We start from the raw sequence: 22,515 nt of genomic DNA on the forward strand, positions 1-22,515 counted from the left end.
CAGGCTTGCCGAGGAGGCTAAAGCCTCACGCCCCATGGAAAGCGAGCATCCTGTAACGGAAATCAACCTTCTTTTTTAACAAACCTTTGAATAATAAAAGATTAATTTATGTGAAGAAAAAACTTTTTGAAAACACAGAATTTTCTCGATGACATTTTTGCGGAAATAGATTAAATTTAACATAACAAATGAAAATACGGAGCGTAAGTTAGATGGTTAAAAGCGTATTAATGTATTTATTAGCAATCTTTACGATGTATTTAATAATAAACCAAACAATACTTTCAAAAGAAGAAGAGCCGAAAGTTAAATTTGAATTAGCAGATAAAACAATTCCTTATAAAATTGCAAATTATTCTTGGGGAAAAAGAATGAAAGACCGAACAACATTTAAAGATACATTCACTGCTATAAAGAAAGAAGTGGCTATTGCAGCTTTCGAAGGTGACTCAGTAAAAATTCATTTTTCAAAACAACCAGAGAATGTAGAAATAGTAGAGCACTCAGCTACAAAAAAATCATATGTATATGACCAATATTCGAAAGGCTATGGGGATTATACTTTTCATATAGGTTCCAAAAAAGGTGAGCGAATTTATGAAGTGAAGGGAACTTGGAAAGGGAACAATTATTTTACGTATCTCATTAAATTGAAGATACTTTGATCTGAATTGATCGATACTTTCCCTGAATATTGGGGTAATGTTCTTATTTCCACATTTTTTTAGTAACGATTAATTTCTTGAAATTGACCAAATAAGGTATAATATTGAATAGTGAGTATTTGGTAATCTAGAAGAATGCAACAACATATCGTCATTGATTTGTTGTTGAAAAGATACCTAATACATAGTAAATTAATCGTAGATTCGAAGTTGAAAGAGAGTGGAACAAGATGGGGCGTAAATGGAATAATATTAAAGAAAAGAAGGCTTCAAAAGATGCGAATACTAGTCGTATCTATGCAAAGTTTGGACGCGAAATATATGTAGCGGCAAAACAAGGTGAGCCAGATCCAGAATCAAACCAAGCTTTAAAAGTTGTACTTGAACGTGCGAAAACATATAGTGTACCAAAACATATTGTTGATCGAGCTATTGAAAAAGCAAAAGGTGGTTCGGAAGAGAACTTTGATGAGCTTCGTTATGAAGGGTTTGGACCTAATGGATCAATGGTTATTGTTGATGCACTTACGAATAACGTTAACCGCACAGCGGCAGAAGTACGTGCTGCATTTAGTAAAAATGGTGGGAATTTAGGTGTAACTGGTTCAGTATCATATATGTTTGACGCAACTGCAGTAATTGGACTTGAAGGTAAAACTTCAGATGAAGTTCTAGAGATTTTAATGGAAGCAGATGTTGATGTCCGCGATATTTTAGAAGAAGATGATGCTGTTATCGTTTATGGTGACCTGGATCAGTTCTACGCAATGCAAGAAGCATTTAAAAATGCTGGTATTACTGAATTCACTGTAGCTGAGCTAACAATGCTTGCACAAAGCGATGTAACTTTACCAGAAGATGGCCAAGCTAAGTTCGAAAAATTGTTAGATGTTCTTGAAGATTTAGAAGATGTTCAACGAGTTTACCATAATGTAGACTTAGGTGAATAATTAATTATTGAAAATCTATAAAAACGGTTCTTTTAAGCTTATAAAGAACCGTTTTTTTTTTTTTTGCTCAGTTACTGGTAAAGAAAGTAAATAGGAAATATCACAGTTTACATATAGTCTAAATTTTCTTATAATTCACTTGTTAATTGTAGTATCTAATGAAGGAGGATAATAGAATGGAAGAGACCATTGAAACTAGTTCTACTCATAGGCATTTTGCAGTATTGTGTTTTAATAAAGTGTGGGACTTACTAGAATTAGATATCAGATCGGAAAGCCAAACAGAAGAAATGGTCCATTTATGTCATAGCTCTTTTTGGCACTGGACAAAGGTAGAGGAGCATACTCAGAAAAATTTATCGATTGGTTATTGGCAATTATCACGAGTTTATGCTGTTATTGGACAAGGTGAAATTGCATTAAACTACGCTCAAAAATGCATCGATGTAAGTATTAATGCAGAGTTAGAACCATTTTACATAGCTTATGCATACGAGGCTTCATCAAGGGCGCACGCTAAACTAAATAAATCAACTGAAAGCATAGAAGCTAAAAATAAGGCAATACAGTATGCACAAGATGTTAAGGATGAAAAAAGTAAGAGCTGGTTAATGAAAGATTTAGAAACAATTAAACCGTAATTTTAACATTAAAAAAAGGGGTGTGGCTCAAAAGTCAAAATATTGACCGTTGGGACACCCCTTTTTATTTTAGGCAGCAGTGTAGGAGACTCGACGTAGTTGCCAATTTTAGGTATCAAGTTTATGTGAACTAAGTCTCAATCTTCGGCCTAAGGCTCGCCAATCAGGGAGTTTTCTATATGTAATAATTAGTATTTTCTACTCTTTCCGATAAAGTTATAAACTTCGATATCAAATCATTTTTAAATCATAAATATTCGTAATAACCCATTTATTTTTTAATTTTATTAAATCAAGTGAAACCTTACAAATATTTCTACCGGTTGTATAAATACCATCAGATTTAACACTTTCATCAAAAGTGATTTCATATTTAACATGGATTGTAGCTGAGCGATCATTATTTTTTAAGTGGATAGCGGAAAGATTATCTCCTATAAACTTCGCATCAATGACATGGGCTATTATGTTATTAAAGTAGTTAGAGTATTTATTTATTTTTAGTGGGGCTACTACAACTGAGTTATATTTCTCAATATCTCTCCATCTTAATGCAGAAATATACATTCTTGCTGAATCTTGAACACTTTGCTCTACTAAAATTTCAGCGGCTACTTCATTGTCAAATCTGTTCTGTTTTTCTTTTTCAATATATAGATTTAATGATAATATAAAAAAGACAATAATACCAAAAATTACCAAAAGGAAAGAACGTGGCTTTTTAACCATATGAGACCCCTTAGAATAAATTAATTTGAAAGACTACTAGTTTGTATAATTAGTTAAATACTTGTTCACTTTTAAGAAGGAAACTATATTTAAATTATTTAATTACAATATAAAAAGGGTTATTCCATAAAAAAATCGCAAGATGTAATGATTACATCTTGCTTTAAACTGGTTATTAAATGGGGGTGCATTTAAATAATACTAATGAAGTTAAATCGCTAGTATTGTTTAATTGCGTGTATCAAAATCATACCACTCAGTTCAAAGTTTTTGTATTGGGAAAATTTTTTGAATATAATTTGTCAGAATTTAAGTGAAAAAGTATATTAATATGACGAAAAATCTTATAAAATTTATATATTAAGAAAAAATTAAAAATATTAATATAAGAAAATATGTTCATTAAGAAATGTAACAAATCAGTTTTAAATAAAGTTGAACAGGAGATATTAATATGAATTATGGCATGATGATCTTTCATCATCGAAAGAAATTAGGATGGACCCAGGAGAAATTATGTGAAGGAATATGTTCTGTTTCTCATTTAAGTAAAATTGAAAACGGTACTAAAGAGGCAGGCATTGACACGATTGAATTGCTATTAAGAAAAATGGAAGTAGAAATAGATGACAACGAAATTAAGTTAGATGAAGTAATGATTCAGCTTAAACGATTATGGAATTCCATCGAACGTGCTGATTACGATTCAAGTAAAATTCTATTTGAAGAATTAAAAGAGAAAGAGGATTCTATTAATTATACTAATATATCAAATGATTTTTTTATAACGATTTGGAGATATTATATTTTTATCGAAGATTTAAAAATGGCCAAGAAAATGTTGAAAAAACTTGAGTCAAAAAAGAAGAAATTTTCCCAATATGAATTTATAAAATATATGTTTACACTATCAATATATTACATAAAAGATAAAAGATATGATGATTCTTTACTAGTAATGGATGAAGTCCAGGAAATTACTCCTAATCTTGAAATAGAGTTTCAGGAATATTGCTTTTATAGAGCACTCGTATATAGTTTCATAAATCAAACGTCATTATCAATGTATTTTTGTAATAAAGCGATACCTATTTTTGTACAAAATAATAATATAAAACGTATTCTTGATGCTAAAATGTTACTTTCACTACAGTTAATAAAGAGTAAGTTTCTAGATAAAGCTGAGACATTTCTAAAAGAAATACTTGATATTTCCTCAATATTAAGTGATAAAACAATCCATTTGAGTGCTTTACATAATTTAGGATTTTTATACTATCATTCTAATCAACATAAAAAAGCAATTAAATATTATCAAGAATACTTAGCAAATATTCAAGAGGATACTGAAGAGTATTTTTCAGTCATTTCGAATATAGCAAACAATATGATGATTTTGAATGATTTCGAAACAGCTATTAAACTATTATGTAAAAACCTGTCCAAAATTAAGGATAAAAATAGTTCGATTTATATTAGAATGAAAGTTTTATTATTTGAAGCTAAAAAGGACGAACAAAGTTTAGTAGCATACTTACGTGAAGTAGCATTACCATTGTGGATTAAAAGCAAGGACTCAGATAAATTAATTAAATATTATGGAATTGTGATAGATTACTATCAAAAACATGAAACAATCGAAGAGCAAAATGCGTTATATAAAGAATACAATACTATTCTATTAAAAATTATTGAAAGCAGGAAATAGCATGATGAAAAGACTTGTTAAGTTTATTACAGTATTATGTTTGTTTGCTGTATTAACGATTAATATTGAACCATCTATTTACATAGATGACCAGGCTCCACATCATCGTTCAAATCGTTCTTTTATTGATGAGCCAATACATCCGAGAGTACAAAAAGATGACTGACGTAATTAAATTATTAAGTATCATACATTAGTGTGGTACTTTTTTTAATACTGAAAGTGTAAATTGGTAGCGGTGTAATATTTGCCAAATAGGAGGTAGGTTATGTCATTTGAGGAATGCCTTAAGATAAGGGAAATAATGAGCGGATTTAATAATGGATGGTATATAGCAGGTGGATGGGCCATCGATCTTTAATTAAATAAACAAACAAGAAATCATCATGATATAGAAATCGCAATTGCAAGAAAGGATCAACTAAGTCTAAAGCATTATTTAAAGAACTGGACGTTTAATAAAGTGAATAAAGGAGAATTATCACTTTGGGAGAATGAATATTTAGAACTTCCTATTCATGAAATTCACGGAAGTACTCATGAATCCAATAGTGAATTAGAGGTGCTATTAAATGAAATCGAAAATAATGAGTGGCGTTTTAGGAGAGATGTATCTATTACTTGTGGACTAGACTCGTTTTTTAGTATTTCAACTCAAGGCATACCTTACTTAAATCCAGAAATCGTTCTTTTATACAAAGTAAAAAATACGAGAGAAAAAGATCGACATGATTTTGACTATGTGAAAAATAGTTTAGAGAAATCAAGAAAAACTTGGCTACGAGAAGCAATCTTACGCCATCATCCTGATCATGAGTGGCTCCAAGATTTATCATAAGTTTTATACTAAAAAATTAAGGTAGAGGTGAAGATTTATGGAAATCTCAATAAGGCCAGTGGAATTAACTGACGCTAGAGCAATTCATCGAATTTGTACACAAGACAAAGTATTTCCGAATATGATTTTTTTGCCTAGTATGAGAGTAGAGATGATGGAAAATCGAATTAAAAATTTACAACAAAACGAATATGAATTTGTCGCGGAGTACAATGGTGATGTTGTTGGATTTATCGGTTTAGCACAAAGAACCGGACGTAGGTCACATGTTGGAGATTTATTTATCGCGACTGATAGTGCTTATCATAATAAAGGGATTGGAAAAGCCTTGCTAACTAAAATGTTAGATTTAGCGGATAATTGGTTGCTACTGGAAAGGGTAGAACTTGGCGTATTAGAAACAAATCCAACTGCAAAAGTATTATATGAAAAATTTGGATTTAAAGTTGAAGGTGTTAAGAAAGGGAATATAAAGGCAAACGGGCGTTTTGTTGATGAAATTATGATGGGAAGGTTTCGCCCAGGTGGTGAAATTCAATCATCATAAACGTTTTTAATCAGTCTAAAAATCAAACTTATTGGACTTTGTTTATACACTACGGGCAGATAATCTGCTCTTTTTTCATTATGACTATTATATAGAAGGTATTTCAATTAATTCAAGGATTAACGATTAGTTTGGAAAATAAGCAAAGGAGGTTTAAACTAGATGGAATTACTTGACCCTACTTTGATTGAGGAATGGTTAACCCCGCATTCTATAGAGTGGTATGAACAGCTTGGAAAATTATATGGTGAATACTCATATCCATGGAGATCAACGGTCATGGAACCGAATGGAGAGTCTATTTTTAATAAAGAAGTTTTCCTGATGATAAAAGACCAAAAAGTGTTAGATGTAGGATGTGGGCATGGAGAATTCACTATTCAATGCAGTTCACATGCAAAAGAAATAATAGGTTTTGATGTGACGAATGACTTCATTAAAAGTGGAAGTAAAAACCAAAAACAAAATATATCCTTTGTAGTAGGGAATACGAAAAAAGGATTGCCTTTTGAAGCTGGTCAATTTGATTGTGCTTATAACAGAAAGGGACCGACGTCTGCATATCCTGAATTAAAGCAAGTAGTTAAAAAAGGTGGCAAAATACTTGGACTTCATCCCGGTGACGAAATAGGAGCTGAATTACCTATATTGTTTCCGAATCTTTTTAAAACGATTTCTAATGGGACTCCAATTTTAGATACGTTAATGAGAAGGCTTGATACTAGTATGTTCGAGCGTTCGGAAATACAGATTATAAAAAGTATAGAAATTTTACATACTCCTAAAGATGTTTTTAAACTACGCTGTTTTGGTCAAAAACAATCAATTTTTCAATATTTAATGGAAGAAAACTATACACGAGTAAAACAAATTTTTGAACAAAATGCTACAGCGAATGGTTTGCCAATTACCTTTTCACGTTACGTTGTTAGAGTAACTGTTTAATAACTATCACATGATCTTTATTGTTAACAAAATTGATAGATTACTATTGATTTATGAAATAAAAGGAGATTGAAATGAAAGCTAATACATATCTAATCCAATTTACATGTATGTGCCTCATTATTTTTGGAGGAACATTTACGATTCGATTAATAAGAACTGGTGATTTTTTAATAGACCAACTAATTGGTACTTCGATTGGCATAATCATTTTGTTAGTGTCAATTATTTGGAGAAAAACTAAAATGCATCATAACGAAAATTAAGGAAGTTGATCGTGAGGCAATAACTGATTGGAATTAATTACATTCAGACTTAAGACTTAGTTGAATTAATGCTACGGAATGTTATCTAGATTTTTAAATTTCCATAAAATGAGAATATAAGAATTGCAATTATGGAGGTTTTATAATGAAAAAAATTTTATTTTCTATTTTATTTGTTTTAACTACACTATTTATTGTTGTTGGTTTTTCAATCGGTAATAATGACAATGTAAAAAATGAATTAATTTCAATAAAGAAAGATAAAGCAAAAAAATTGCATGTTGATTTAAATTTAGGTGCTGGCGAAATGACGGTTTCAAAAGGTGCCAAAAACTGGATTGATGGAAGTATTGATTATAATAGGAAACTTGAGCCTACCGTCTCGTATAGTCTTAAGGACACTACAGGGGAAGTTAAAATTGATCAATCAAAAAAACATTTTCCTAATTTTAAAATAGGAAAATTTAAGAATGAATGGGATTTAAAGCTTACAAATAAAGTCCCGTTAGATTTAGATGTAAATACAGGAGCTTCAAAGACTAATCTCGATTTACGTGGTTTGAAACTTAAGAAATTAAATATAGAGACTGGTGTTGGGGAGCTTAATGTCAATTTAAGTGGGAATTGGAAAAACAGTTTTGATGTAAATATTGAATCAGGAGTTGGAAAAACGACAATTATTCTTCCTTCAAATGTTGGAGTGAAAGTCAAAACTAGCAAAGGAATTGGTAAGGCAAACGTAGTTGATTTAATCTCAAAAGGAAATGGTGTTTATGTTAATAAGGCTTATGAAGACTCAAAAGTTAAAGTAACTATAAACATGGAACTTGGGGTTGGAGAAGTAAACCTTAAAGTAGATTAAAATAATAAGTTAGTAGAGAAGTAGAACTTTCTTCAATTAAGGTGGGATCTGATGGGGAAAAATGACGTTGAACACCAGATTAGTTTCCTCTAAAGTTTTATAAACTTCCCAGCTACCATCTGGTTTCATCTGTTATTTTCCATCCTGATTCTTCACAAACTAATTTTAATATCATTTGGTGTAAAAAGCGTGCGAATATTTGATTCACTATTTTGTTTAAAAGATTCATACTGCGCTTGTATTAAAATAGCTAATAAATGTGGATATTGCTCAATTGAACTAATTCTAGTGTCCCATTCTGCCAAATTTATTCATTCTAATGAAATTAAGCCCTTATCAATTTATAGTTTTGTGGCAAGTAGGTCATTTTAGATTTTTCAATATTGCCCACATTAAATTACTTCAATAAGAAAGAAAAGCATCTAGAATATCTAGATGCTTTTCTTTCTTATTGATGATGATCATTTCTTTGGTAAATATATGGATAATTAGGATCGTAATAAAAATTACATGGCAGTGTATTTTTTGCATTTTTTTGTTTTACATTGCGAATGTAGTCATGCTCCATTTTTGTACTCCCAAAATTACATAATGTATGAAAATAGATAATGGACTAGAAAGTTGTTCAAAGTAATTGATTAATACGAACAGATTAAAAAAATGGGAATGAGATGTTTCAAAAATGTAAAATTTTTTATTTTTCATAAAAAACATTTAGTAATTGAATAGATAGCCATCTATAATTTTATCCTAAGGATAAAAATTAGTTAAAAGATGTTAATAAAAACATAAAATATGAATTTAGGTGAGGAAATGCAAGCGAAAGTTCTAATCGTAGACGATGAAAAAAGTATTGTAGATCCATTGACATATGCTTTCCGTAGAGAGGGATTTATAGTAGAAAACGCGTTTAATGGTAAAGAAGCTTTAGAAAAAATTTCAAATTTTAAACCGGATATTCTTATATCAGATATTATGATGCCTGTAATGAATGGTTTGGATCTCTGTAAACAAATTGGTCATAAGGATGGTCTTGGGATTATTTTACTTACAGCTAAGGATGACATAATCGATCGAGTATTAGGATTAGAGTTTGGAGCAGACGATTATTTAACAAAACCATTTGATATTAGGGAGTTAATTGCTAGAGCTAGGTCTTTACTCAGAAGACTTATAAAACAGTCGTCAGTTGATGAAAAAAAGATTATTTCAATTAAAGAATTACAAGTAATACCATTTCAAAGAAAAGTTACGATTAGTGGAACAACTATTGAATTGACGCCAAAGGAATTCGAATTACTAGTACTATTAATCTCAAATATTGAGAGAATTTTTAGTCGGGATGAATTATTAGATTTAGTCTGGGGTATGGAATACATTGGCGGTACAAGAACAGTGGATATTCATATACAACGTTTACGAAAAAAATTAGGTCCATCTTATCAACATCTAATTCAAACTGTATTTGGAATTGGATACAAAATGTCAGGTGAGCAGTAATGAAATTAAGCATCAAATTAAAGTCTAGCTTGTTTTTAGCCGTTCTATTAATTGGTACAGTAATTGTTTTGAGTATTTTAGTCCTTCAAGGAATAAAACAAAATCAGCAAAAACAAACTGAAGAATTGCTCGCCAGGCAAAGTAAACTAGCGAATGTATATGTAAAGCAGATTTACTTAAGCCAAACTGATGTGAACCCTCAACAATTTTTTAAGCAATATGGTCATGAGATTGCTAGACAAATTGGAATCATTAGTAGTCTACATGTCACAATATTTAATATGTCAGGAAAAGTTGTTGGCGATTCTCTTCCTTTAGAAACTTCTAGGGATGTAAAGGATACTTTAAATTATGCTTTAAAAGGCAAAAGTGCATATCAAGAAATTGGTGAAACTTTGTCATATTTCGCTCCAATTTATAATGCAAATAAACAAATAGGTGTTGTTCAATTTGATTACTCATTAGTAAGTAATCAAAAATTTTACGATAATACGATTAATTTATTTATAAAGATTGGTCTAATTACAACGATCCTTAGTTTTATTATTGGATATTTTTTCTTTAACGCCCTTGTTACGAGTATTTTGAAACTAAGGAGAGTAACTGAGGAGATAAAATTAGGTAACTATCCTAAGAACTCAGTGTTAAAAAGAAATGATGAATTAGGTTATTTAAGCCAAGCAATCTTTTATATGAGTAATCAAATTCAACAAAATATGAAAGGAATACAACTAGAAAAAGACAATCTTCAATTAGCTGTAGAAAAGCTGAAAATATTAGAAAAACAGCAAAAGCAGTTTATTGGATCGATTACACATGAATTTAAAACACCACTTACTGTTATAAGAGCCTATATTGATTTATTAGATATGTATTCGGATGATCCGAAATTGTTAGAAGAAGCAGTCAGTAATATTGGGAAAGAATCGCTGCGTCTTTATGATATGGTTGAAAAAATATTAAAATTGGCAGAGCTTGAAAAATATGACTTTGAAATAGTGAATGAAAAGGTAGATGTAAAAGAATTACTTGAAGATTTATGTTTACGTATGAAAGGTAAAATGACAAAGTTTGGTTTGTCTATTGTTACAAATTTTGAACATGCATCTATTTTAATTGATAAAGAGAGTTTTACATTAATCATAATGAATCTAATTGATAACGCAATTAAGTATAATAAACAAGACGGTGAGATAACAGTATCAAATAAAATTGAGGATAATCATGTAGTCATCATCATTAGCGATACAGGAATCGGGATACCTTCTACTGTATTAGGTAAAATATTTGAACCATTTTTTACTGTAAATAAGGATCGCTCTCGTCAATCGGGTGGATCTGGATTGGGACTTGCATTAACAAAAGATTTGATTGAAAAACAGAACGGTACAATTTGCGTGGATTCGATCGAAGGGAGCGGATCGAAATTTATTATTACGTTTCCTTTATTCATCTAAATGTTTACAACTTGGAAACATTTCATGCTAAAAATTGAAACAACTTTTTCTTATCATACAAATAGTACTCGAATAATAGGAGGGTAATATGGTGTTTAGGAAGATGTTGATAAAAATAATCTTTTTACTTTGCACAATTTTATTCATATCTGGATGTGGTTTGCAAAATCAAAAAGATAATATTGTCATTGAAAATAAACATAAGAAAATTACAGTTTTAACAAAGAATGAAGAGGTAGTTACGAATGACTTAGCACTTAAAAAAATAAATCGGTATGAGGGAATTCGTGGTACAGATTGGTTAGATGAAAATACAATTTTGATTGAACAAAAAAATACAAGTTTACCAAAATCGGCTATGACAGATAATGGTCAACCTACTTATCATATAAACTTATATGCGTATGATGTAAGATCAAACAAATCAAAGGCATTAGTAAGTGAAGAACGTGATCAAGTTGGTGCAGTTATTTCACCGGATAAAAAACATATTTTCTTCAAGGTAACGGAAGATGGGAATACAGGAACTGGATATATTATGAATCATGATGGCAGTAATAAAGTTAAAGTATCTGAACCAGATACGATTTTTGCAATCCCAACAGAAGGCAGATGGATAGATAATTCGCATTTAATTTATTCAACATTATTCCAACAAACGTATTCTACCGATCTAAATGGTCATGTTAATAAGATTGACTCTAATTCCGACATAATAAATATAATTAGGAAAATGTACGGTGATCAAAAAGTTGAATGGGTTATTCCTTCACCTAACCAAAAGAAATTCGCGATCGTAAGAAAAATTACACCGACTAAAAGAGAGTTATTTATTACGGATGCAAATGGAAGAAAAACTGTATCTTTAGCAAAAGGTACACAGATATTTGGTTCAGGTTGGTCGCCAAATTCAAAAACATTAGCCTTTTCCGTTATTTCGGAAGATAAAGGAGAAAGAGGATTATTTGTTATTGATGTCAAAACTAGAGAGATAACACAATTATCTACTGACTTAGATGAAATTGCAGGACCGATAACTTGGAGCCCTTCTGGTAAAAAGTTATTAGTTTCAACAGTAATTGAGAAAAAAAATAAAAATGAATTTGTAGCCTATGTATTAACTTTGAAGAGCAAGAATTAAGAGTAGGAAGCTTGGGGCATGTTGGACGAGAATTAATTAGAGAAGATGAATATAATTCTCTGAAGTCTGTAGCTTTTCAATTCACCGTAATCCTGCCTTTCCTAGTTCCAGCTCTTGTAAAATCAGGTCAATAAACTAAGCAATACAGGGGAAATCTATTATTAGTTAAATGTATTAAAAGGAGAAATAAATTATATGAGGAGTCGGAGAGAAAATACAGAAAAAAGAAAAAGTAAAAAAGTAATTATTTGGATTTTTATTTTAGCTTTATTTGGATGTGTTTCAGCCATTAGCTATTATGTTTATAAGACGATTTATGAAGTGGATAACAGCTTCATAAAGAATGATTCGAAAAATATTGTGGAAGATGTACCAAAACCGATAAAAAAACCAGTTGTTAAACCACCTGTTCAGAAGCCAGAGAATAACAATACGGCTAAACCAGAAAATATAGAAACGACGATTAAGATCAGTGCAGCTGGTGATTTTACAATTGGGTCTGATGAAGGTTTTCATTATGTTAACTCTTTTCCAGCGGAAGCAAATAAAAATGGTTTAGACTATTTTACAAAAGGATTAAACAATATCTTCAAAGAAGATGATTTATCAACTGTTAACTTAGAAACAACGTTAACAAATGCATCAAAGAAAGCTACCAAAACATTTAGATTTAAAGGTAGTCCATCATACGCAAAAATTTTAAGTTTAAGCGGCATTGAAGCAGTAAATCTTGCGAACAACCATAGTCATGATTATTTACAAAAAGGGTATGAAGATACAATTAATTCATTAAAGCAACAAAAAATCGGTTACTTTGGATATAACAATCAATTTGTAACGACTATTAAAGGAGTTAAAATAGGCGTACTTGGCTATGAGGGGTGGAATGATTCTCCTAACCTTCGAATTAAAATTAATAATGATATTCAGAATTTGAAAAAAAATGGTGTGAAAATTATCTTAATTCATTTTCATTGGGGGATTGAGAGAGACTATGTTCCAAACACTACTCAGAGGAATTTAGCCCATTATGCGATTGATCATGGTGCTGACTTAATAGTTGGTCATCATCCACATGTTATACAAGGTATTGAGGATTATAAAGGGAAATTTATTGCATATAGCTTAGGGAATTTTATGTTTGGTGGAAATAAGAATCCCAAAGATAAAGATACCTTTGTATTTCAACAAATTTTCCATTTGAAAAATGGAGTACTTACGAATCAAAAAGAGATTAGAGTTGTACCATTTTCGATTTCTTCAGTCGCTAGTCGCAATAATTACCAACCATTATTTTTAAAAGGTCCTGAAGCAGTAAGGGTAAAGAAAAAAATAATTTATACTTCAAATAAAATAAATGGTTCTAATTGGACGCAATTTGAAAAATAACAAATAATCTCTTTTCCCTTTAATCCTGCCTTTCCTTGTTCCTGCTCTTTAGGGCATCCTGGAACGGAAATCATCAACATTCTTTTTTAACAGATCCTAGTAATAAAATAACATCGTAACTCTTAAATTAGAGTAGCGATGTTATTTTTTTTGGAAGGATTTTCTACTCTATATAGCGAATCAAATGAATAACCATAAAGTAAGATGATGACCAAATAAAATATAGGAGGAATAATAATGGATATTAAATTTATTGCTTTCCTTAGTTTTATTTTCGTATCGTTGATATTATCAGTTTGGTTTGAGATTAAAATGCAAACAAAAACACAAAATGTTTTAGCTACAATGTCAATTGCATTTAATATTAATCTTCTCGCCTTTGGTTTTGCTAGTGTATGGTGGTTATTTAATGCTGGAGATGGGTTTAGTGTGATTTCCGGGGTTCAATTATTAGCAGCATGCTTTTTAGGTATTTTTTTTATAAATATAGTAGTTATGTTTTTTATTAGGAGTAAAGCAATTTCTTAAGTTGATTAAGTTTTATGCAATAGAAATTATTTCATTTAACTTCTAGCATTACTCTTAGATAGGGTAATGCTTTTTCAATATTTCTCAAAAAGAAGGTGGTATTATGAGTAAAATAATTGACTACTATAATCAATTCGATGAATGGGGTAGGCTGGATCGAGAACCGATAGAATTTCAAGTGAATTGGCATTTTATGAAAAAATATATGCCAAAAACTGGGGAGATTTTAGATAATGGTGCCGGACCTGGGAAATACTCAATGAAATTAGCAAAAGAAGGTTATCAAGTCACGTTAACAGATTTAACACCAAAATTAGTTGATATTGCTAAAGATAAGGCGATAGAACTTAACTTACATAATCAATTTAAGGGATTTTATACAATGGATGCTAGACATCTTTATAAATTGGATGATGGGCAATTTGATGCAACCTTAATGCTTGGACCTATGTATCATTTACAAGACGAATATGATCGAAAAAAAGCAGTTCAAGAGTTATATAGAGTAACAAAAAATGATGGTCTCGTTTTTGTAGCGTTTATGTCAAGGGTTAGACATATTATGAATTCATTGAGTAATCCAGAAAATTGGAAACCGAATAATTCTATGAGAGAAATTGATAAATTTTCCAAAACAGGCCAATTTGATCATCGTGATGAAGGGCGCTTTACTGGAGCATACTACTTTGAAATCAATGAAATTAAAGAATTTATGACTGCAAATGGATTTGATTGTATCGAGTTAATCGGATCAAATATTGGTACATTCTTATCAAATGAAAACTGGAACTATTGGAAAGAGAAAGATGAAGTCAATGAAGTAATGAATCTATTAATTGAAAGAGCAAATGATCCAACAGTACTTGGACTGTCATCGCACCTGCTATTTATTGGCAAAAAAGTAAGTAAAGATTGAAAGAAAGATGGTATCATGAGGGGAAAATGATGGAGTTATTTATTCGAAAAATGATAGAGGCGAACGCCATAGAAATACTTAATTGGAAATATGAGCATCCGTACGATTTTTATAATAATGAAATAAGTATAGAAGGACTTAATGAATTAATGAATAATCATTATGATGCAGTCGTAGATCAAAATGAACAATTAATTGGTTTTTTCTGCATTGGACAAGCAGCTCAAGTACCGAAAGGATATGACTTTGGTGTCTATGACGAAAAATTAATTGATTTAGGACTTGGCATCAAACCAGAATTAACTGGACAAGGTTTTGGAAGTCAATTTTTGAAATTTATCCTAAATCATATTCAAGAGAAAACAATTGAATCATCAGTTAGATTAACAGTAGCAAAGTTTAATACAAGAGCAATTAATTTATATAAAAAGTTTAGCTTTGAAATAGACAAAGAATTTTACACGGATCGGGCTGATTTTATAACGATGAAATTAGGAGCAGGAAGGACAGGTAAGAGCAGGGACGACAGGGAAAACATTTAGGGATGAAAGCAGGGGAAACAATAGGACAGGAAATTTCTCTAAAGTCTCCTTGATCCTGCCTTTCCTTGACCCTGGTCCTAATAAATAGATGGTTGTTGGTAAAAATAATTAAGTACTAGGCAATTGACATAAAACTAATTGGTTTACTATAATCTGAAATGTAACCAAAAGGTTTTATATTAAATTTGAAAGAGTGATCTAATGGGAGTTCAAAATCAAGTTGAAGATATTAAACAAACCGTTGTATACAATGCACCAATTCAAAAAGTTTGGGAAGTAGTATCAACATCAGAAGGGATTGCTGCATGGTTTATGCCAAATGATTTTCAACCAATTGTAGGTCATGAGTTTCATTTGCAATCACCATTTGGTCCATCACCTTGTAAAGTATTAGAAATTAATGAACCTAATCATCTATCGTTTACATGGGATGTTGAAGGATGGGTAGTTTCCTTTAATTTAAAAGAATTAGAAGATAAAACGGAATTTACATTAATTCATAGCGGTTGGAAAACAGCTGACGAAATTCTTCCAAAAGCAAACGAAAAGAGTGCGATTGTTCGCGACAAGATGAATGGTGGATGGACAGGTATTGTTCAAAAACTAAAACAGGTTGTTGAAAATCAGTGACTAGTTCAGCTCAAAAATACGATGTTTTTCAGGCGATAGCCGATCCTACTAGAAGAGAAGTACTAAAATTATTAGCTAATCAGGAACTACCTATTTCCGAAATAACAAATAAATTTCCAATTAGTCGAACAGCAATTGCGAAGCATCTCCATATACTTTCAGAAGCTGAATTGATTAGCGGAAGAAAAGTTGGCAGAGAAAAACGATATAAATTACAGCCAGAAGCCTTTTTAGAAATCAAAGACTGGCTATCTTATTACGAACAATTTTGGGCGAATAAATTATCCATTTTACAGCATCTTGTTGAGAATAAAGACGACCAAAGTATAAAATTAGTTCATTCTAAAATAGAAAATAAAAATGATTAATTCGAGACTTTAGATTTCTTCTGAGTAAAGGTTATTTAAATCGTTTTTTTATGAATACTTTTATTGAAGAGTATGTTGATTGGAACGAAAGGGTGCTCGACTCCTATGTGAAGGGCAGGAAAAACAGGAAAAGCAGATAGGAAATATATTATATATAGGAATTCAATAAAATTCTCTAAAGTTTTTTTATATCTTTTCCTTTCACTTTCCTCTTGATCCTGCATTTCCTTGTTCCTGCTATTAAGCATGTATCCTGTAGTGGAAATGAACAACACTCAACTTCCTTTATGAAAATATGGTCTTTATTTTACAAAATTAATTTTCAACAGCGAGACGAACCTTCATTAGGTTCGTTTTTTTACGTGGACATTTCTAATTATATCTATATAATAAACTAATGTGACGAAATCTTTAGAGATGAAATGTATTAAAATTTGAGGAGTTAAACAATGCATAAAGGTATATATATATTAGCTATTGCAACCTTTGTTGCAGGGACGGTAGAGTTTATTATTACTGGTTTGCTGTCAATGATTGCAGGAGATTTAAATGTTTCGGTTGGTGCCGTAGGACAATTAGTTTCAATTTTTTCAGTCGTATTTGCATTTGGTGCACCTGTATTAATGGCAATTACTTCGAAAATGGAGCGAAAGAAATTATTATTAATTGCATTAACAGTATTCTTCTTTGGAAATGTACTTTCAATAGTAAGTCCAAATTTTATCGTTTTATTAATTGCTCGAATTATTCTTGCAGCAAGTTGTTCTGTTGTAATAGTGGTTTCTATCACTACTGCTGCGAATATCGTTACTTCTGAAATTAGAGGTCGAGCAATTGGAATTATATTTATGGGAATTAGTTCTTCTTTAGTTTTTGGTGTCCCATTAGGAACTCTTATCGGAGAAAATTTTGGTTGGAGAATGACATTTGTTTTAGTAGGGGGATTAAGTTTATTCGCTATGGCGGGAATTTATAAATTTCTACCAAAAGTTGATTCTCAACCGACAATACCTTTGATTAAGCAAGTAGCAACGCTTAAGAATAAAAGGATTTTATCAGTTCAATTAATCTCTTTCTTACAATTAACAGGACATTTTACAATCTATACGTATTTTGCACCTTATCTTATTAATACAATGGGACTATCTACTAAAATGATAAGTATCGTGTTACTTGTATTTGGTATGGCAGGAATTCTTGGTGGATGGATCGGTGGCTGGTCTACTGATAAATTCGGTGGAGGGAAAACGATTGTTTTCAATTTAGGATTACTAGCTATTACGATTTTAACACTTTCATTTGCGCCAAGTTCAATGATTAGTTTATTTGTTATTGTTATTATTTGGGGAACGGTCTCTTGGTCTATTAGTCCTGCTGTTCAAGATAGCCTTGCTAAAGTGGCAAAAGACTCAGCTGATATTCAAGTTGGTTTAAATAATTCTTTCTCTCATACTGGTATTGCTTTAGGTTCAAGTTTAGGTGGTATACTTATTAGTCAATATCAAGTAACAATGAATGCAGTAGTTGGCGGTATTATTGTCATATTAGCTTTATTTTCTGCAATTTACTCTTTTGTTCAAACAAATAAAGTTACTGCAAAAACAAATTAAATTAGATCGAAACGATGTTGGGGATAACAACATCGTTTTTTTATTATTTTAGCTGATGTTTAGTCATGCCTTTCCTTGTTCAAGCACTTAAGAGTATCCTGGAACGGAAATCAACATTTTTTTTAACAAAGCAATTATTTTAAATTAATTGGACATTCTAATAATAAGATTTCAAGCATAAATCTTAAATTTATTAGAAGGTGATACAAATGGAAAATAAACCAATACATTATGATGGTAGTGTAAGTTTGAATGATGAAGTGACAAAGGATAGTTATCTTCAAAATGATTTTGAATTAACGAATGATATGAGAACAAACATAAGTGGAAACCCTTATATTTTCGAATGAATGATTAGAGCGATACCACAGCGGTATCGCTTTTTTTATTTTGCTGTTTTAAGAGTAAGTGTAAAAAATATTTTTTGGAAAATTGATATATTATTTTTATTTAATCAAATATGATTAATATAAAAAGGAGTTTTCTAAATGAGTTCATTTGCAAAAACACCTACGCCACCATATTATGCAGTCATTTTTTCTTCAATTCGAACAGATGGAGATAATGGTTACGGAAAAATGTCCGAAAAAATGGTTGAATTAGCTTCAACTCAAAAAGGGTTTTTAGGAATTGAAAGTGCACGTGATCAAGAAATTGGTATTACGGTTTCGTATTGGGATTCATTGGAAGCAATTAAATCATGGAAAGAGCATGCAACACATAGACTAGCTCAAAATCGTGGGAAAAAAGATTGGTATGAATCTTTCGCTATAAGAGTTTGTAAAGTCGAACGGGATAGTTTTTTTGAGATGTGAACTAAAAGGCTAATGTGAAAGATAAAATTAAAAAGGAGCAAGATTGAATAGTATTTGTTAAGATTTTAATTTCGATTTATATGTAGGGATTCTATTCCCAAATTAACTTATTTAATTTTAGTCCGATATATTAAATAAGTTCAACTTAAAAGGGGAGAAAGAATTTGATCCTACAAGAATTAATTTCAAATATAAATAAAAGTGTGGACAACTTAGAACTATCAATTGCTAGAAAGTACATTGAAGAGAACATTGAAATTTTAAAAGAAAATAAAACACTTTTAAACAGTAATTCAAGAGAATTATTGGTTTTTATTTCAAATCGCCAAAAAGATGGCTATGAACAATTAACTAGAAATGAATTGATGATCATCCATGCAATTAATACTAATGCGACTAAATTTGATTTAAGGGAATTAAAAAAATTAGTAAAAGAAAATGCTATGCTCTTAGTAAAGAAAGATGTATTTGATTTTTTAAATGCAGATGCAAAGGTCATATTAGAAGGAATGAAAGCAATTAATCAATGAGTTAAAAGTTTTCCATGAACCAACTTAATTAAGTTGGTTTTTTTGTTGTTCGAAACGATTTATTGTAAAAAATATAAAATAAATGGAATATATTTGAATGGAAATGAGAGTTATTATCAATACTAGTATTAAGAAAGGGTAACCGTCAAGGGCTACCCTTACATACTTATAATTCTGGATCAAATGTTTTACAATCAGTTTCAGCATTGTTTGAAGCTTGTTTCCCTTTATGACTCACAACATAAATGGAATCAGCATTACATTTGTTTCCAGAAGCCCAAAATTTACAGTTATTCACTTCGCAAAGTACATCTTTTGCCATATTAAAGACACCTCCTTTAAAGTTATGATTAACATTAATAAGAGGATTGATACTTATTTTAATTGGTTATTTTTGTTTCAATCTTAAGGTATAACTTAAAGAAAACCTTATCGAATTCAATCGATAAGGTTTTCTTATTATTCTTCTTTAGTTGTTTTAAATAATGCAATTTCTTCTTTTAATTCGAATGCTAGTCTTGCTAATTCTCCGACTGCGACACTTGTTTGTTCAGTCATGAGTAATTGCTCTTTTGTATCTATTGCAGTCGATTTTGTTGAGTTAAACGAACTTGTTGCAATGTTCGAAATCTCATTAAATGAAGCAGATATTTCTTCAGTAGAAGCTGAAATTTCTTCAGAAGTTGCTGATACTTCTTGAATTTGTTTATTAACCTCAGTAATTGAATGGAGGATCTTATTAAAGCTTTCGCCTGTTTGAGTGATTGCTTCTAAGCCTTGTAATGATTGTTTCTCTTCTAATTCCATTGCTTGAATTAAGGACGAAGTTTCACCTTGAATTGAAGAAAGTATTTCAGAAATTTCACTTGTTGATTTTTTAGATGCTTCAGCTAATTTTCTAATTTCTTGGGCAACAACTGAAAATCCTTTTCCATATTCTCCTGCTCTAGCAGCTTCAATTGATGCATTAAGTGCTAGTAAATTTGTTTGTTCGGAGATCCCTTTAATAACATCGATAAAAAATTTCAGAAGATTTCTTTCCTAGTTGTTGGACTAATAATGAATTATTCTTTACGGTATCGTTTATATTTCTCATTTCAATAATACCTTGTTGAATATAATTATTCCCTTCATCAACATTAATTGTTGCTTCAGAAGAAGATTCACTTGCTTCAGCTAATTTTCTAATTTCTTGGGCAACAACTGAAAATCCTTTTCCATATTCTCCTGCTCTAGCAGCTTCAATTGATGCATTAAGTGCTAGTAAATTTGTTTGTTCGGAGATCCCTTTAATAACATCGATAATAACGTTAATTTCAGAAGATTTCTTTCCTAGTTGTTGGACTAATAATGAATTATTCTTTACGGTATCGTTTATATTTCTCATTTCAATAATACCTTGTTGAATATAATTATTCCCTTCATCAACATTAATTGTTGCTTCAGAAGAAGATTCACTTGCTTCAGCTAATTTTTCTGCTACGTATTGAACACCAGAAGCGATTTCTTCTGTTGCAATTGATGATTCATTTGTACTGGTCATTTGGATTTCAGCACCAGCCGCCATTTCTTCCATTGATCTATTAACATTTGAAGTGATTTCACTTACTTGAGTAATTGTAATTGCAAGTTTTTCAGATGAAACAGCTAATTTATCTGATGTTAAATTTAATTTTGAAATTAACTGGATTAAAGATTGGATCATTTGATTGAATGCTTTACCTAAAATTCCAAATTCATTATTTGCTCTTACTGGTACTATTACTGTAAGGTCTCCATTACTAACTTTTTCAGTTACAGTTATTAATTCATTGATTGGTTTCATAATCATTCGGATTATATAATAACTAATTACTGCTCCAATTAATAAGAAAATGAAAACGATAATGCCTGTTGTAATTAAAATTGGCATAGCTTCGTCCATGAATTCTTTTTGATCCATTGTTCCTAAAACTTTCCAACCTGTAATAGGATTTGTAATATAAATCAATTGTTTTGAAGCGCCTTTATATGTGTAACTAAAACTACCTTTAGCCTTTTGGGCAATTTTTGAAGTAATGGCATTAGGTAGAGAATCACCAGGCTTTATCGTTGGATGAATGATAACTTTATTATCTTGATCTAGCATCGCTGGATAGCCAGTTTTACCAATTTTAACATTTAATACTAATTTCTTTAATTCATCTAATGTTATATCAATTGCAACTACTCCACTTCCATCTGGTAATGCCTTTGCAATCGTTACAATTACTGATTTTGTTGCTGCATCTACGTAAGGAGTAGTAATGATGATATTCCCGTTCTTTTCCTTTGCTTCCTTGTACCAATCTCTTGTTCTTGGATCATAACCTGAAGGCAGTTCTACTTTTGGATAAATATAAATATTGCCACTCTCAGTACCGACATATGAAGTACCTATTTCGTCATGTGAATCAATAACATTTTGGAATTGATTAATTAATGTCGGAAGATTTTTTTCTTCGTAACTCGATTGGTTAATTGATTTAGATAATAAATCAATTAATTTGAAATGATTTGATATCGTACTATTGATATTATCATTTATTAATGAAACATTATCGGTAGCGTTTTTCACAATATTTTCTTCTACTTTATTTTTTGCGCTTATAAAAGAAGATATTCCGATTACAGCACTTGGTAATACAATTAGAATTGCTAAAAATAATAATAATTTAGTCCGAATTTTTAAATTAAACATAGTTCTCTTCCTTTTTCTTATAGTAAATTTATTAGTGTTGTTCATTATTTCGGATATTAATTGAATTTTTTAAGTCTTCGGTAGATTCTAAAAAGTTGTAATTTATGGAAATAGTTATGCTTTTTCCTAAAAGTCTTGAACGGTTTAGAATAATACAGTCCTCTTACTTATAAAATAATTGGTACAAGATGATTAGTGTTCTATACAAGGTGGGTTTAT

27 protein-coding genes and 1 pseudogene are annotated in these 22,515 nt (G+C 30.6%); 23 read left to right on the plus strand and 5 right to left on the minus strand.

From position 1 onward, the window contains the following. The first annotated feature begins 212 nt into the window (after positions 1-212). The 3 genes from B7R67_RS12415 (at position 213) to B7R67_RS12425 (ending at position 2,256) form a co-directional block, all read left to right on the plus strand. Positions 213-665: a hypothetical protein gene (locus tag B7R67_RS12415; RefSeq protein WP_088070869.1), complete on the plus strand. Its 453-nt coding sequence runs from the start codon at positions 213-215 to the stop codon at positions 663-665. A gap of 230 nt (positions 666-895) precedes the next feature. Further along, positions 896-1,615: a YebC/PmpR family DNA-binding transcriptional regulator gene (locus B7R67_RS12420; protein WP_088070871.1), complete on the plus strand. Its 720-nt coding sequence runs from the start codon at positions 896-898 to the stop codon at positions 1,613-1,615. Positions 1,616-1,791: 176 nt separating this feature from the next. Beyond that, complete coding sequence (locus B7R67_RS12425) at positions 1,792-2,256, plus strand: hypothetical protein (RefSeq protein ID WP_088070873.1); 465 nt, start codon at positions 1,792-1,794, stop codon at positions 2,254-2,256. A 231-nt stretch (positions 2,257-2,487) separates the two neighbouring features. On the opposite strand, the gene B7R67_RS12430 is transcribed toward B7R67_RS12425, so the two are convergent. Beyond that, positions 2,488-2,985 (minus strand): hypothetical protein, encoded by a 498-nt coding sequence (locus B7R67_RS12430; RefSeq protein ID WP_088070875.1) that lies wholly within the window; start codon positions 2,983-2,985, stop codon positions 2,488-2,490. Between the two features lie 454 nt (positions 2,986-3,439). Here B7R67_RS12430 and B7R67_RS12435 point away from each other — a divergent pair, with 454 nt between their 5' ends. The 7 genes and pseudogenes from B7R67_RS12435 (at position 3,440) to B7R67_RS12460 (ending at position 8,151) form a co-directional block, all read left to right on the plus strand. Further along, complete coding sequence (locus tag B7R67_RS12435) at positions 3,440-4,693, plus strand: tetratricopeptide repeat protein (protein ID WP_088070877.1); 1,254 nt, start codon at positions 3,440-3,442, stop codon at positions 4,691-4,693. Position 4,694: 1 nt separating this feature from the next. After that, positions 4,695-4,859: a hypothetical protein gene (locus tag B7R67_RS22155; RefSeq protein ID WP_158095088.1), complete on the plus strand. Its 165-nt coding sequence runs from the start codon at positions 4,695-4,697 to the stop codon at positions 4,857-4,859. 210 nt (positions 4,860-5,069) lie between these two features. Further along, a pseudogene (locus B7R67_RS12440) lies at positions 5,070-5,531 on the plus strand (nucleotidyltransferase domain-containing protein); the annotation flags it as partial. Positions 5,532-5,568: 37 nt separating this feature from the next. Then, a complete protein-coding gene (locus tag B7R67_RS12445) occupies positions 5,569-6,078 on the plus strand; it encodes a GNAT family N-acetyltransferase (protein ID WP_088070879.1) in 510 nt (169 codons plus the stop codon). 162 nt (positions 6,079-6,240) lie between these two features. Continuing rightward, positions 6,241-7,023: a class I SAM-dependent methyltransferase gene (locus tag B7R67_RS12450; protein ID WP_088070881.1), complete on the plus strand. Its 783-nt coding sequence runs from the start codon at positions 6,241-6,243 to the stop codon at positions 7,021-7,023. A gap of 74 nt (positions 7,024-7,097) precedes the next feature. Further along, on the plus strand, positions 7,098-7,289 hold the full coding sequence (locus B7R67_RS12455; protein WP_088070882.1) for a hypothetical protein: 192 nt from the start codon (positions 7,098-7,100) through the stop codon (positions 7,287-7,289). A gap of 145 nt (positions 7,290-7,434) precedes the next feature. Beyond that, entirely contained in the window at positions 7,435-8,151 is a 717-nt protein-coding gene (locus tag B7R67_RS12460) for a toast rack family protein (RefSeq protein WP_088070884.1), read from the plus strand. A 152-nt stretch (positions 8,152-8,303) separates the two neighbouring features. On the opposite strand, the gene B7R67_RS22160 is transcribed toward B7R67_RS12460, so the two are convergent. Continuing rightward, positions 8,304-8,456 carry a hypothetical protein gene (locus B7R67_RS22160; protein WP_158095089.1) on the minus strand — a complete coding sequence of 51 codons (153 nt, stop codon included), beginning with the start codon at positions 8,454-8,456 and terminating at the stop codon, positions 8,304-8,306. A gap of 508 nt (positions 8,457-8,964) precedes the next feature. Here B7R67_RS22160 and B7R67_RS12465 point away from each other — a divergent pair. The 13 genes from B7R67_RS12465 (at position 8,965) to B7R67_RS12525 (ending at position 19,577) form a co-directional block, all read left to right on the plus strand. Further along, complete coding sequence (locus tag B7R67_RS12465) at positions 8,965-9,651, plus strand: response regulator transcription factor (protein ID WP_088070886.1); 687 nt, start codon at positions 8,965-8,967, stop codon at positions 9,649-9,651. Then, complete coding sequence (locus B7R67_RS12470; RefSeq protein ID WP_088070888.1) at positions 9,651-11,108, plus strand: sensor histidine kinase; 1,458 nt, start codon at positions 9,651-9,653, stop codon at positions 11,106-11,108. The genes B7R67_RS12465 and B7R67_RS12470 overlap by 1 nt, the downstream gene beginning before the upstream one ends. 88 nt (positions 11,109-11,196) lie before the next feature. Continuing rightward, positions 11,197-12,249, plus strand: a complete 1,053-nt coding sequence (locus tag B7R67_RS12475; protein WP_088070890.1) for a hypothetical protein — start codon at positions 11,197-11,199, stop codon at positions 12,247-12,249. Positions 12,250-12,444: 195 nt separating this feature from the next. Beyond that, positions 12,445-13,638, plus strand: a complete 1,194-nt coding sequence (locus B7R67_RS12480; protein ID WP_088070892.1) for a CapA family protein — start codon at positions 12,445-12,447, stop codon at positions 13,636-13,638. A 237-nt stretch (positions 13,639-13,875) separates the two neighbouring features. After that, positions 13,876-14,166, plus strand: a complete 291-nt coding sequence (locus tag B7R67_RS12485; protein ID WP_088070894.1) for a hypothetical protein — start codon at positions 13,876-13,878, stop codon at positions 14,164-14,166. Positions 14,167-14,269: 103 nt separating this feature from the next. Further along, a complete protein-coding gene (locus tag B7R67_RS12490; protein ID WP_088070896.1) occupies positions 14,270-15,082 on the plus strand; it encodes a class I SAM-dependent methyltransferase in 813 nt (270 codons plus the stop codon). A 26-nt stretch (positions 15,083-15,108) separates the two neighbouring features. Next, positions 15,109-15,624, plus strand: a complete 516-nt coding sequence (locus tag B7R67_RS12495; protein WP_328587374.1) for a GNAT family N-acetyltransferase — start codon at positions 15,109-15,111, stop codon at positions 15,622-15,624. 201 nt (positions 15,625-15,825) lie between these two features. Next, positions 15,826-16,254, plus strand: coding sequence for an SRPBCC family protein (locus B7R67_RS12500; RefSeq protein ID WP_088070900.1), 429 nt, complete (start codon positions 15,826-15,828; stop codon positions 16,252-16,254). Then, positions 16,251-16,622, plus strand: a complete 372-nt coding sequence (locus B7R67_RS12505) for an ArsR/SmtB family transcription factor (protein WP_088070902.1) — start codon at positions 16,251-16,253, stop codon at positions 16,620-16,622. The genes B7R67_RS12500 and B7R67_RS12505 overlap by 4 nt, the downstream gene beginning before the upstream one ends. A 449-nt stretch (positions 16,623-17,071) precedes the next feature. Further along, a complete protein-coding gene (locus B7R67_RS12515; RefSeq protein WP_088070906.1) occupies positions 17,072-18,232 on the plus strand; it encodes an MFS transporter in 1,161 nt (386 codons plus the stop codon). A 209-nt stretch (positions 18,233-18,441) separates the two neighbouring features. Next, on the plus strand, positions 18,442-18,582 hold the full coding sequence (locus B7R67_RS22315) for a hypothetical protein (protein WP_167374912.1): 141 nt from the start codon (positions 18,442-18,444) through the stop codon (positions 18,580-18,582). 138 nt (positions 18,583-18,720) lie between these two features. Further along, the gene (locus B7R67_RS12520) at positions 18,721-19,047 is read left to right on the plus strand and encodes an antibiotic biosynthesis monooxygenase family protein (protein ID WP_088070908.1); all 327 of its coding nucleotides are present in this window, start codon (positions 18,721-18,723) and stop codon (positions 19,045-19,047) included. Between the two features lie 164 nt (positions 19,048-19,211). Next, positions 19,212-19,577, plus strand: coding sequence for a hypothetical protein (locus tag B7R67_RS12525; RefSeq protein WP_088070910.1), 366 nt, complete (start codon positions 19,212-19,214; stop codon positions 19,575-19,577). Positions 19,578-19,743: 166 nt separating this feature from the next. On the opposite strand, the gene B7R67_RS12530 is transcribed toward B7R67_RS12525, so the two are convergent. The 3 genes from B7R67_RS12530 to B7R67_RS12540 all read right to left on the minus strand — a co-directional run bounded on the left by B7R67_RS12530 (position 19,744) and on the right by B7R67_RS12540 (position 22,296). After that, complete coding sequence (locus tag B7R67_RS12530; protein WP_088070912.1) at positions 19,744-19,899, minus strand: DUF1540 domain-containing protein; 156 nt, start codon at positions 19,897-19,899, stop codon at positions 19,744-19,746. Between the two features lie 137 nt (positions 19,900-20,036). Further along, positions 20,037-20,384: a methyl-accepting chemotaxis protein gene (locus tag B7R67_RS22850; protein ID WP_407920396.1), complete on the minus strand. Its 348-nt coding sequence runs from the start codon at positions 20,382-20,384 to the stop codon at positions 20,037-20,039. Between the two features lie 196 nt (positions 20,385-20,580). Continuing rightward, on the minus strand, positions 20,581-22,296 hold the full coding sequence (locus B7R67_RS12540) for a methyl-accepting chemotaxis protein (RefSeq protein ID WP_158095090.1): 1,716 nt from the start codon (positions 22,294-22,296) through the stop codon (positions 20,581-20,583). Between the last annotated feature and the right edge of the window lie 219 nt (positions 22,297-22,515).

It is taken from the genome of Gottfriedia luciferensis (genome assembly GCF_002156865.1).
Taxonomy (GTDB): domain Bacteria; phylum Bacillota; class Bacilli; order Bacillales; family Bacillaceae_G; genus Gottfriedia; species Gottfriedia luciferensis.

Coding starts and splice junctions, on each gene's coding strand:
- B7R67_RS12415 (WP_088070869.1), top strand. CDS start 213: ATGGTTAAAAGCGTATTAATGTATTTATTAGCAATCTTTACGATGTAT.
- B7R67_RS12420 (WP_088070871.1), top strand. CDS start 896: ATGGGGCGTAAATGGAATAATATTAAAGAAAAGAAGGCTTCAAAAGAT.
- B7R67_RS12425 (WP_088070873.1), top strand. CDS start 1,792: ATGGAAGAGACCATTGAAACTAGTTCTACTCATAGGCATTTTGCAGTA.
- B7R67_RS12430 (WP_088070875.1), bottom strand. CDS start 2,985: ATGGTTAAAAAGCCACGTTCTTTCCTTTTGGTAATTTTTGGTATTATT.
- B7R67_RS12435 (WP_088070877.1), top strand. CDS start 3,440: ATGAATTATGGCATGATGATCTTTCATCATCGAAAGAAATTAGGATGG.
- B7R67_RS22155 (WP_158095088.1), top strand. CDS start 4,695: ATGATGAAAAGACTTGTTAAGTTTATTACAGTATTATGTTTGTTTGCT.
- B7R67_RS12445 (WP_088070879.1), top strand. CDS start 5,569: ATGGAAATCTCAATAAGGCCAGTGGAATTAACTGACGCTAGAGCAATT.
- B7R67_RS12450 (WP_088070881.1), top strand. CDS start 6,241: ATGGAATTACTTGACCCTACTTTGATTGAGGAATGGTTAACCCCGCAT.
- B7R67_RS12455 (WP_088070882.1), top strand. CDS start 7,098: ATGAAAGCTAATACATATCTAATCCAATTTACATGTATGTGCCTCATT.
- B7R67_RS12460 (WP_088070884.1), top strand. CDS start 7,435: ATGAAAAAAATTTTATTTTCTATTTTATTTGTTTTAACTACACTATTT.
- B7R67_RS12465 (WP_088070886.1), top strand. CDS start 8,965: ATGCAAGCGAAAGTTCTAATCGTAGACGATGAAAAAAGTATTGTAGAT.
- B7R67_RS12470 (WP_088070888.1), top strand. CDS start 9,651: ATGAAATTAAGCATCAAATTAAAGTCTAGCTTGTTTTTAGCCGTTCTA.
- B7R67_RS12475 (WP_088070890.1), top strand. CDS start 11,197: ATGGTGTTTAGGAAGATGTTGATAAAAATAATCTTTTTACTTTGCACA.
- B7R67_RS12480 (WP_088070892.1), top strand. CDS start 12,445: ATGAGGAGTCGGAGAGAAAATACAGAAAAAAGAAAAAGTAAAAAAGTA.
- B7R67_RS12485 (WP_088070894.1), top strand. CDS start 13,876: ATGGATATTAAATTTATTGCTTTCCTTAGTTTTATTTTCGTATCGTTG.
- B7R67_RS12490 (WP_088070896.1), top strand. CDS start 14,270: ATGAGTAAAATAATTGACTACTATAATCAATTCGATGAATGGGGTAGG.
- B7R67_RS12495 (WP_328587374.1), top strand. CDS start 15,109: ATGATGGAGTTATTTATTCGAAAAATGATAGAGGCGAACGCCATAGAA.
- B7R67_RS12500 (WP_088070900.1), top strand. CDS start 15,826: ATGGGAGTTCAAAATCAAGTTGAAGATATTAAACAAACCGTTGTATAC.
- B7R67_RS12515 (WP_088070906.1), top strand. CDS start 17,072: ATGCATAAAGGTATATATATATTAGCTATTGCAACCTTTGTTGCAGGG.
- B7R67_RS22315 (WP_167374912.1), top strand. CDS start 18,442: ATGGAAAATAAACCAATACATTATGATGGTAGTGTAAGTTTGAATGAT.
- B7R67_RS12520 (WP_088070908.1), top strand. CDS start 18,721: ATGAGTTCATTTGCAAAAACACCTACGCCACCATATTATGCAGTCATT.
- B7R67_RS12530 (WP_088070912.1), bottom strand. CDS start 19,899: ATGGCAAAAGATGTACTTTGCGAAGTGAATAACTGTAAATTTTGGGCT.
- B7R67_RS22850 (WP_407920396.1), bottom strand. CDS start 20,384: ATGGAATTAGAAGAGAAACAATCATTACAAGGCTTAGAAGCAATCACT.
- B7R67_RS12540 (WP_158095090.1), bottom strand. CDS start 22,296: ATGTTTAATTTAAAAATTCGGACTAAATTATTATTATTTTTAGCAATT.